10 protein-coding genes and 1 pseudogene are annotated in these 9,747 nt (G+C 40.7%); 5 read left to right on the forward strand and 6 right to left on the reverse strand.

Annotation, left to right across the window (positions count from 1 at the left end):
* A partial coding sequence (locus I2503_RS08045) for a transposase (RefSeq protein ID WP_247644699.1) occupies window positions 1-392 on the reverse strand: 392 nt, incomplete at its 3' end.
* Window positions 393-917: 525 nt separating this feature from the next.
* Between I2503_RS08045 and tnpA the strand changes: the two are divergent.
* Window positions 918-1,391: pseudogene (gene tnpA, locus I2503_RS08050) on the forward strand (IS200/IS605 family transposase).
* A gap of 245 nt (window positions 1,392-1,636) precedes the next feature.
* Here the strand turns inward: tnpA and I2503_RS08055 are convergent.
* The 5 genes from I2503_RS08055 to I2503_RS08075 all read right to left on the reverse strand — a co-directional run bounded on the left by I2503_RS08055 (window position 1,637) and on the right by I2503_RS08075 (window position 5,854).
* Complete coding sequence (locus I2503_RS08055; RefSeq protein WP_196967620.1) at window positions 1,637-2,551, reverse strand: helix-turn-helix transcriptional regulator; 915 nt, start codon at window positions 2,549-2,551, stop codon at window positions 1,637-1,639.
* 33 nt (window positions 2,552-2,584) lie between these two features.
* Window positions 2,585-3,754 carry a hypothetical protein gene (locus I2503_RS08060; RefSeq protein WP_196967621.1) on the reverse strand — a complete coding sequence of 390 codons (1,170 nt, stop codon included), beginning with the start codon at window positions 3,752-3,754 and terminating at the stop codon, window positions 2,585-2,587.
* 213 nt (window positions 3,755-3,967) lie between these two features.
* A complete protein-coding gene (locus I2503_RS08065; RefSeq protein WP_196092394.1) occupies window positions 3,968-5,014 on the reverse strand; it encodes an LLM class flavin-dependent oxidoreductase in 1,047 nt (348 codons plus the stop codon).
* A gap of 93 nt (window positions 5,015-5,107) precedes the next feature.
* The gene (locus tag I2503_RS08070; protein ID WP_196092393.1) at window positions 5,108-5,419 is read right to left on the reverse strand and encodes a DUF3270 family protein; all 312 of its coding nucleotides are present in this window, start codon (window positions 5,417-5,419) and stop codon (window positions 5,108-5,110) included.
* A 117-nt stretch (window positions 5,420-5,536) separates the two neighbouring features.
* Complete coding sequence (locus I2503_RS08075) at window positions 5,537-5,854, reverse strand: hypothetical protein (RefSeq protein WP_196092392.1); 318 nt, start codon at window positions 5,852-5,854, stop codon at window positions 5,537-5,539.
* A 146-nt stretch (window positions 5,855-6,000) separates the two neighbouring features.
* Here I2503_RS08075 and I2503_RS08080 point away from each other — a divergent pair, with 146 nt between their 5' ends.
* Genes I2503_RS08080 through I2503_RS08095 form a run of 4 tightly spaced genes read left to right on the forward strand, consistent with a single transcriptional unit; the run spans window position 6,001 to window position 9,380 of the window.
* On the forward strand, window positions 6,001-6,213 hold the full coding sequence (locus tag I2503_RS08080; RefSeq protein WP_196092391.1) for a YdbC family protein: 213 nt from the start codon (window positions 6,001-6,003) through the stop codon (window positions 6,211-6,213).
* A gap of 14 nt (window positions 6,214-6,227) precedes the next feature.
* Complete coding sequence (locus I2503_RS08085; protein ID WP_196092390.1) at window positions 6,228-7,436, forward strand: efflux RND transporter periplasmic adaptor subunit; 1,209 nt, start codon at window positions 6,228-6,230, stop codon at window positions 7,434-7,436.
* Entirely contained in the window at window positions 7,420-8,115 is a 696-nt protein-coding gene (locus I2503_RS08090; protein ID WP_196092389.1) for an ABC transporter ATP-binding protein, read from the forward strand. Before I2503_RS08085 ends, I2503_RS08090 begins: the two co-directional genes overlap by 17 nt.
* Window positions 8,115-9,380 (forward strand): ABC transporter permease, encoded by a 1,266-nt coding sequence (locus tag I2503_RS08095; protein WP_196967622.1) that lies wholly within the window; start codon window positions 8,115-8,117, stop codon window positions 9,378-9,380. The genes I2503_RS08090 and I2503_RS08095 overlap by 1 nt, the downstream gene beginning before the upstream one ends.
* Window positions 9,381-9,747 lie beyond the last annotated feature (367 nt).

Here is a 9,747-nt window from a genome sequence, read left to right on the forward strand (position 1 = left end):
TCTCTAAAACTTGTCTCTATGCCCCATCTACGGGCATAGAGTTTTTTAATTTCCTCAAAAGGCAAGTCTGAATTTGTAACAAGAACCTCATATTTTCCTTCACTTATCGGAAACTTTAAAATCCGAAAATGCAGTTCATAAAATTGAGGATCACTTCCATAACTAATAGAGTCCGAGAGGAAATCAAATCTGGAATTATGGGGTACAAATCGATATTTTTTTGGAGACTGTTTATAAAGATTTTTCATCTGTTTTGTCTGATTCCTGGACAATTTGATGGCAACTTCTTTTTCAATTGAGGTATCCGGTAAATGAAATCTTGATGCAAAAGATTCCAGACCATTCTGGACACGGATGATATATTTCCAACCTTTTTGCTCAAAATGTGCCATAAGGTTATAACTCTCATATCCCCTATCCATGATTACCAGTGCTGTTTCAAAAGGGAGATACCTCCATCATATCAATGACCGCCTGTCGCTCGTCTGCCTCCCTTTTATCTTGTACTATGATATCGGTATAAATGCCTGTGTTTAGGTTATAAAATGCGTTCAGATGAATCAGGTTATATGGCTTATTTCCTACACCAACTTGAAAAGAGGTTCCCTCATCTGCTGGATTTATAGGAATATTCACGTCACTTCCATCTGCAGCTAGAATAGGTATCGAATCATCTATAGGAATTTTTGAGGTGAATTCTTTGAATACTTTATCCCAAATTATTCATACCTAACTTAAAAACCTTCCAGAAACCCTGTGATCAATACGGTTTCTGGAAGGTTTTTGGTATCTGAAAACCACTAGCTGTGCTAGTGGTTCAAAAGAGCTTTAAGCGGTGTATTAAAAAAGACTCCTTAAGATGTTATGTTAGATATGGTTTCCCGACCACATATCATAACATGAAAGGAGTCCCCCTGATGAAACAGGACAATAATAGTTTAGCACATACCACATGGAATTGTAAGTACCACATAGTTTTTGCTCCGAAATATCGTAGACAAATTATTTATGGAAAATACAAAGCAAGTATTGGATAAATAATACGAGAATTATGTGAACGAAAAGGTGTAACAATTCATGAGGCAGAAGCTTGTAAGGATCATATCCATATGTTGGTAAGTATTCCACCTAAAATAAGTGTTTCATCATTTATAGGATATCTAAAAGGAAAGAGCAGTTTAATGATATTTGATAGACATGCAAATCTCAAATATCGATATGGCAATAGAAAATTTTGGTGTAGAGGGTATTACGTAGACACAGTAGGTAGGAATCAGAAGCGAATAGAAGAATATATTCGTAATCAATTACAAGATGACGTGATAGCGGATCAATTAAGCATATTCGAGGAGTACGATCCATTTACGGGTCAGAAAAATATAAGGAATTAAAATAGAAAGGGACCCGCTAGCCGGGTCGGCTGGGTAAGTGGTGCATAAGGGAAACCCTTCGGACAAGCCTTCAGGCTTTGGCCGGTAATGGAGGCTTTCAGCCGAAGAACAAACCACCCGTTCTCACGCGGGTGGTTTTGATTAAGTTAGGTATGAATAATTTGGGTTAATGGGATTTTAAAGATAGTAAGACTTGAAAAGTTTCCAAAAATGATGATAGCGCTTGTTTGTGTTGTCAGATTCTATTATTCCTCAATTAATGGTATCCCCGTATTATTGTTTTCCTCAAAAGTCTTAATAAACAAGTGTTTGCTTTCTTGAAGGTCGCTACTAACATTAAGGACGAGCGGATTATCCAATAAATCTAAAACCAACCGTCCTAAGCGAATACCTTCTAGGTCATTTTTTCTTAAGAGATGATGAGTTTTTTGAATGTAATAGTAGATTACAATCTGAAGTGGAATTAAGCCCCCTTTTTTCTTAAGAATTTCATCGAATTCTTTGATGAAATCATCTACTTTTTTCAAGAATCCCAAATTGGATAAAGTTCCAACAAGAGTTGTTAAATGAATGGTAATATAGTAAAAATCTTGGTCTGCTGTGGTAGTTTTAGCAAAATCTAGGATATCTTCAGCATCCTGCAATAGTTCAGATAAAGGACGTTTGCGAAGACTAGTTGTCAGCAAATCTTTCTCCAAGGTGTTTCTATAGGGAAATGAGATGTGAGAGATTTTCTTTTTAAAGTCATCAGAAAGCTCAGAAGACATTTGACTTTTTCCATATAGCATAATAGGAATCAAGTTATCCAATAGATTGTCTTTTAGAGGTTTATTATCGTGTAAAAATGGATCTAATTCTTTACGGAAAGTAGGTAGTAGATTTTTCCGAGTTACACCAGATGTTTCAATATTGTAGAAGATGTTCATCACTTGGTCAACGCCATCGGCGTCTCTGGAAAATCGGATAGCAAAGTCTGTGAAGGAAACACCGATTGAAATAAGTAACCGTGTGAATTTTTCCATGGAAATATTCTTTTTACCATTTTCAAATTGGCTAAGTAGCTGAGGTGAAACGATTTCACCTGCAGCTTCTTTCAGGTTTAAATTCCTTGCGACTCGAAACTCTTTAAATATTGGACCAAAAGGGTATAGTTCATTCACGAGGAGCTCCTTTCCATTTATAAGCACTGTTTCTTATTCAAAAAGTGAACCGAGGCCATCGAATAATTCCTCAGAATTTTCACTAATAGCATCTGTAACTGCTGAAACCGCGGAGGATCCTAATTCATTCAGTGAATTTTTAATAGGTTCAAATCCTGCTTGATAGGCACTTGTAAGTGTTTTATCAAGAACAAACAGAATAAGAGCAAACACGGCTAAAGAAATGAGCGCATTATAAAAAGGATTAAATCGTGTTAAGTTTTTATGGAAATTTCCAGTATAGTTAACAAGCAGAACGCCAAAACCAATAATGGTAACTAGACAAATTAGCCCGAAATAAATGCTGATACTTCCCATCTGCGGATTTTCAGCAGCTAGAAATGAAATGCCTGCGATTCCGGTAAAGGGACTTCCTCCCGTTGTTCCAAGCCCAGCAAGTGCTGAAATTAAATTGTTAAAGTCAAACGGTAGACTTGAGGGGATCAAGAAACTAATGAAAAGAGCAAAAAGATTTAGGGTCGCTAATAGAGGAGTGAAGGATAAGGATTTCCCTAAACGCTCTAGCAAAGATACATTAGAGTTTTGAGCTTGTTTTTGAAGTAAGTGGGGTAAAAGTGCGAGTAGAAAATAACCAGAAAAATAGATTAGAGAAAAAATCAAAACTCCTCTAAGACCAAATCCTGCAGAAATAGATCCCTGAACAGTTCCAATAATTTCACCCACAAGTGACGAGAGGCTATTTCCATTAATGGAAGGATTAACAAGGGAAGAGAAGAAACGAAGATAAAAGTTACTGTATCCTCCTCCGATAAATATGGATGCTAGAGATAAGGTGATTAATCCGAACTGGAGATGAGAGTCAGCAGTTTGGTATTGAGGTTTTTTGAGATTGTCTATAAACCAGGATAAATAGCTGCTTCCCTGGGCTTTAAAACTATTTAGGGATTGTGTGGTTTCTGAATTGAGTTTATCTAATGGGTGAATTGATGACTCAATATTGACTTGAGGGGATTCAATATTTGCTGAAGTTGATGCATTAAATGGTTCATCTAGTGAAGAAGTTGTTGGTTGAGGTGATGTAGAAGTTAGAGCATCCTGTGTGATGATGAATTCCCTTGCAGTCAATGCAGCGGTATATTCTTGCGGTGTTGGCGGTCGCCCATTAACGGCTTCAAAGTATTCCATCCAATCTTTTTGATTCATAAAGAAACTCCTGTTAAAAATCATTTTGTCACAATAGTTAGTGTTTTCTATTAGTGCTACATTATATTATACGCCTTGAACTGTTCATGTAAACAGTGTTTAAACCAATGGTGTATAAGTGAATCTGAATGAAGTGATTTAGACTAAAAATTAACTACTGGTTAACGGACAAAAACTAAAAACTCCCGTAATAGGTTTACGGGAGTTCAATGGTTATTTATCCGCAAAGTAAGCACGGACTTTCGGTGCGACTTCTTTCCCAAAGAGTTCGATGGCTTTGAGAACGTCTTCGTGAGGCATGGAGCCAAGTGGTAGGTGGAGCATGAAGCGGTTCAGGCCGAGTTCTTCAATCATTTTGATGAGTTTTTCAGCCACTTGGTCTGGGTTGCCGACAAACATGGCTCCGTTTGGTCCAAGTTGTTGGAGGTATTTATCGTAGCTGAGTGGTGTCCAGTGTGGACGGTCTTTGGAGATGGCATCCACGACTTGTTTAGTTGGGTGGAAGTAGCGTTTGCGAGCTTCTTCTCCGTCTTCCATGAGGAAGCCCCAAGAGTGAGCTCCTACTTGTAGCTCTTGGTCGCTGAAGCCATTTTCTTTTCCAATTGTACGGTAGGCATCAATGAGAGGTTTGAAGTAGCTTGGTTGTCCACCGATGATGGCATAGACAATTGGAAGTCCCATTTGGGCGATTTTGACAGTGGATTCGACATTGCCGCCGGTTGCTACCCAGACAGGGAGTTTTTCTTGGACGGCCCGTGGGTAGACTTCACGGTTATCAATGCTTTGGGTGTGGTGTCCCTTCCATTTTAGCTTGGTTTCTTGATTGGCATAGAGAAGTAGATCTAGTTTTTCATCAAAAAGGCTATCATAATCCTTGAGGTCTTGACCGAAGAGAGGGAAGGATTCCGTGAAAGAACCTCGTCCAGCCATGATTTCAGCACGACCATTGGAGAGAGCGTCGATTGTAGCATATTGCTGGTAGACGCGGATAGGGTCTAGGCTGGAGAGAATGCTGACAGCGCTGGTAAGGCGGATGTTCTTCGTGTTGACAGCACCGGCAGCGAGGACGATCTCTGGTGCAGAGACAGCGAAGTCATCCCGGTGGTGTTCCCCAATTCCGTAGACATCCAAGCCAACTTCATCCGCCAATTCAATTTCTTTAACCAATTGACGAATGCGCTCATCGTGTGAGTAGACGTGATTGCTTCCTTCTAGGGGAGTTGTTTCACCAAATGTTGAGATTCCGAGTTCGATTTTCATAGTTGTGTCTCCTTTGTTTTCTTAACTTGAGATTATTTTATCACTAGTTAGTAATAAACACAAGAGGTTTGTTTAGAAAAATAAGATGCGCTGTTAGCGCACCTTAGAACGGTTCTCGTAATATTTTCTCACGTAGCGACTGGCCTGTAAAAAAGCTAGACTAATCAAGATGGCCCCGGAAATAGACCAGACAGAAGCAACTTCCAGAGAAAGGAAGATGAAGCTGAAGAGGATGGTCATGAGGGAGAAGGCTGCGAGATTTGCGAAGTAGTAAAATTCGTAGCGATTCTCGATGGCATCCGGGTCTTGGCTAGGGTCATATTGGGTGAAAGGATTTTCGACTGGTTGGGGTTGGGGGTTACGGAGGACCTCTTGGTCACGTAACACATTTTCTCTTACGGGCATAATCTCTCCTTGTGCAAATCACTATATAGAATACCACATTTTCAAAGGTTCTTACATTACAAATAGATGACAATACGAGAATAAAACTAAGAACGCTAGGGTATGAATGTGATTGCTTCAATCTCTCTTCTGATGACTTTTGTGAATTTCTTGTGGGACTGGGCTTACTTTGCGGATATCTTTTAAAGGAATCATGGTTGAGACCCTGTGTGGTAAGCTGTTGATGATTAGTTGGTTTTGGTCTGGATTGATTTTAACAATGCTACCGGTAACGTGTTTTTTTCCATAGATGACCAGGACGGTTTGTTTCAGATTCTGAGCTCGCTGTAATTGGGCTTGAGTGTCAGCCAATTGCTTGTGAGCCTTGTCTTTGCCATCTCCGGCTTCCAGAAAATCGGTCATTTGTTGCTTGATTGCATCCCAAAATGTTGCCATGGATTCCCCCTTATTCGTTTTTCTTTTATTATACCGATTTTAATTCTTTCTTACAATATTGTAAGAAGGGAATTTTTCCCATATTATTTAATTTTTAGTAAAAAATAGTGTAAAATAGGGATATTACAACACAAAAGGGAGGCGCAATGGCTGAGTTTACATTTGAAATTGAAGAAAAATTGCTTGTCCTATCGACCAATGAAAAGGGATGGACCAAGGAATTGAATCGGGTGAGCTTTAATGGCGCACCTGCTAAATTTGACTTGCGATCGTGGAGTCCGGACCATCAAAAAATGGGTAAAGGGATTACGTTGACGAATGAGGAATTCCAAGTATTAGTAGAAGCGTTTAAGAATTAGGAAAGAGGAATAAGATGAAAAAATTCTCCTTTGATAAAGGAAATCTCAGTAAGGGTAAGATTGCCATTGGTGCGGGAGCAGCAGTTCTTATCCTTGGAGTTGGAGGAATGCTGTTGAATAGCTTCTCAAGTGATGTCGAGCAGACGCAGTCGGGTTATCAGATTGCCAAAGTGAAATCTGGCAATGTTGCGTCTAATACCCTTTTAACAGGTCAGGTTGCAGCCAACCGTGAACAGTATGTGTATTTAGATGCAAGTAAGGGGGACCTACAAGATGTCTTGGTTAATGTTGGGGATTACGTAGGCGTTGGGACACCATTGGTGCAGTACCAAAGTCAAAATGCGCAGCTAGACTATGACATTGCCCAACGGGCGGTTAATAAAGTCGACCGTCAAATCTATACAGCTGAAGTCTATGGAGTGGATGCGGCAACAGGTTCAGCAGGCGCTGCAACAGCAACAGATTCGGATGATGCGAGCGCAGGCTACGGCTATAGTGCAACGACAGGTGCAGCTCAACAGAATGCCCAAAATTCGCTCTATGACTTGTATGACAGTCGTGAAGATGCAGTGGCAGGACTCGAGAAAGCAGGAAACACTCTCAATGCCACAACCGTTTATTCTACTATTGAAGGAACTGTGGTTGAAGTAAACCGGGATGTGGCCAAGTCCGCAACAGGAGCTAGCCAAGTCTTGGTCCATATTGTGAGTGAAGATGGGCTACAAGTTAAGGGAGATGTGACAGAGTATACCCTTCCAAATATCACCAAGGGTCAAAAGGTTAAAATTACTTCCAAAGTTTTCCCTGGTAAGACTTGGGAAGGAGAATTCTCCTACATTTCCAATTATCCTAAAAATGGTGGAGAGAGTACAGGTTCGGCTGTCAATGCGGCAGATAGTGGCGCAAAATATCCTTACAATGTAACCATTAATTCAGATGCTTCTGAGTTGAAACAAGGCTTTAACGTCAGCATGGAAGTTCAGAATGAAGGGAAACAGACCGTGATTCCGATTACAGCTCTCGTGACAGAAGATGAAAAACACTATGTCTGGGTTGTTGGTGAGGATCGCAAAGCGAAGAAGGTTCAGGTTACCATTGGCAGTGCAGATGCAGAAAACCAAGCGATTACTGCAGGTCTGAAAGAAGGCGAGCAGGTCATTACCAATCCTGATGATCAGATCAAACAAGGTCAGGAGGTTGATAAGGATGGCGAATCTAATTAAAATTAGAGGACTCCAAAAGTCCTACCGTAATGGGGATCAGATTCTTCAGGTTCTCAAAGATATCGATTTAGATGTTGAAGAAGGAGAATTTTTGGCGATCATGGGACCATCTGGTTCTGGTAAGTCAACCCTTATGAACATCATTGGTCTCTTGGATCAGCCGACAAAGGGTTCCTATGACTTGGAAGGTCAAGAAGTTGCCCGCCTATCTGGCAATAAATTGGCCCATGTTCGAAATCACCAAATCGGTTTTGTCTTCCAACAGTTTTTCCTTCTATCGAAACTAACAGCCCTTCAAAATGTTGAGCTTCCGTTGATTTACGCTGGAAAGAGTGCTCGCGAACGGGTGAAGACAGCCAAGTATTATTTAGAAAAAGTTGATCTTGCTGAACGGATGAAGCACCTCCCTTCTGAATTATCGGGGGGACAAAAGCAGCGTGTGGCCATTGCGCGTGCTTTGGCAAACGAACCAGCCATTATTTTAGCGGATGAGCCAACAGGGGCCTTGGATACCAAGACAGGAGATCAGATCATGGAATTGTTGAGTGACCTGAACAAGGAAGGCAAGACCATTATTATGGTTACCCATGAACCAGAGATTGCTGCTTATGCTAGCCGCCAAATCGTCATTCGTGATGGACGGATTACCCAGGATTCAGCTAAGGAAGGGGGACGCTAATGGAAACTTGGAAATTTGCCATTGCCTCTATTCGTTCCCACAAAATGCGCTCCTTCCTCACTATGTTGGGGATTATTATTGGTGTCGCAGCAGTTGTCTTGATTATGGCATTTGGAGATGGGATGAACAAGGCTTTTACTAGAAGCTTGGCTTCTTCCCAACAAAATGTCCAAATTAATTACTCTCCTCTCAAATCTAAAGATGGAAGTGGAATCGTCACCAGTCAAGAAGTTTTTGAAGCTGAATCAGACCTTGCTTCTGGTGGACAACCACCTGCGCCAGTAGTATCCGAAAATCAAGTGGCGGATTTGCTGAATATTCAGGGAGTTACCAAATATCTGGTTTCAAATTCTGCCAATGCTACCGTTACTTTTGAAAGTAAGAATGTGACTGGAGCTTCCATTACAGGTGTGTCAGACTCTTACTTTAAGGCACAAAATTACCAGATCATAGCGGGTCGTAGTTTTGTGGCTGCTGATTATGAGCAATTTGCTCGAGTTGTTGTACTCGATAAGACCTTGGCCAATAAGCTCTTTAACAATCCAGAAGATGCCTTGAACCAGCTGATTAAAATTCAGGGGAATAACTATCGGATTATGGGGGTCTTCGATTATGATAAAAACGACAGTACTGCCCAATATCAATATCCAAACGGACAATTGCTCATGGCGAACACACAATTGGCTGCTGAGTTTTCAGTCCCAGAAATTCAAAATATTATTGTTAGTGTTGATGATGTAGATCGATCTCTTGAGATTGGTGCAGCGGCAGCCCGTCGTTTAACTCAGCTTGTTCGACCTGCTCAGGGAGAATACCAAGTGATGGATTTTTCAGACCAATTGGCCAATATCCAACAGACTTTAGGGGTTATGCAGCTAGTCATTGGCTCAATCGCAGGAATTTCACTATTAGTTGGTGGTATCGGAGTTATGAATATCATGTTGGTATCCGTAACAGAGCGGACCCGTGAAATCGGTTTGCGAAAAGCCTTGGGAGCAACCCGTAGGAATATTCTTACTCAGTTCTTGGTTGAGTCAGTAGTTCTGACCCTCATTGGGGGCTTTATTGGTCTCATGATTTCTTATGGAGTTGTCTTTTTGATTGGAGATAGCCTCAACGCGGCTTTTGGAGGCCCACCGGTTATCAGCATGCAATCTGTGATCGGAAGTACTCTCTTTTCGATTAGTATCGGGGTGATTTTTGGCTTACTACCAGCCAATAAAGCTTCAAAATTGAATCCGATTGAAGCACTTCGTTATGAATAATGGAGAGATAGTCATTTGGTTTGCTTTTAGTACAAAGGAGCGAGTCGTAGACAGTTCAAATCACTGGGAGAGATTTTGAGCTTGCTGATAAAAATTTCGAAGAAAATTTCAAATAATCCTGAACAAACTTCAAAATCGGAATGCTCGAATCTTTCAAAAAAAGGCTAGGAAAGTCAATGATGGTAGAACGGAGTTTCTCTGTCAGGCTTGACAACGTTAGATTTTGAAATTTAATGAGTAGATATGTGCGACAAGACGACCCAACACAGGAATATAGTCTTTTAGTTTGCTTTTAGTACAAGGCAGCGAGTCGCAGGCAGTACTAAAGTACGGCAAGACGAGCTAACACAGTAATAAAAGATAAACT

Origin of the sequence: Streptococcus sp. NLN64 (assembly GCF_015831295.1) — a bacterium.
Classification (GTDB): domain Bacteria; phylum Bacillota; class Bacilli; order Lactobacillales; family Streptococcaceae; genus Streptococcus.

Excerpts from the sequence above, each read along its gene's own strand:
- I2503_RS08060 (WP_196967621.1), bottom strand. The coding sequence starts at position 3,754 with ATGAATCAAAAAGATTGGATGGAATACTTTGAAGCCGTTAATGGGCGA.
- I2503_RS08065 (WP_196092394.1), bottom strand. The coding sequence starts at position 5,014 with ATGAAAATCGAACTCGGAATCTCAACATTTGGTGAAACAACTCCCCTA.
- I2503_RS08070 (WP_196092393.1), bottom strand. The coding sequence starts at position 5,419 with ATGCCCGTAAGAGAAAATGTGTTACGTGACCAAGAGGTCCTCCGTAAC.
- I2503_RS08075 (WP_196092392.1), bottom strand. The coding sequence starts at position 5,854 with ATGGCAACATTTTGGGATGCAATCAAGCAACAAATGACCGATTTTCTG.
- I2503_RS08080 (WP_196092391.1), top strand. The coding sequence starts at position 6,001 with ATGGCTGAGTTTACATTTGAAATTGAAGAAAAATTGCTTGTCCTATCG.
- I2503_RS08085 (WP_196092390.1), top strand. The coding sequence starts at position 6,228 with ATGAAAAAATTCTCCTTTGATAAAGGAAATCTCAGTAAGGGTAAGATT.
- I2503_RS08090 (WP_196092389.1), top strand. The coding sequence starts at position 7,420 with ATGGCGAATCTAATTAAAATTAGAGGACTCCAAAAGTCCTACCGTAAT.
- I2503_RS08095 (WP_196967622.1), top strand. The coding sequence starts at position 8,115 with ATGGAAACTTGGAAATTTGCCATTGCCTCTATTCGTTCCCACAAAATG.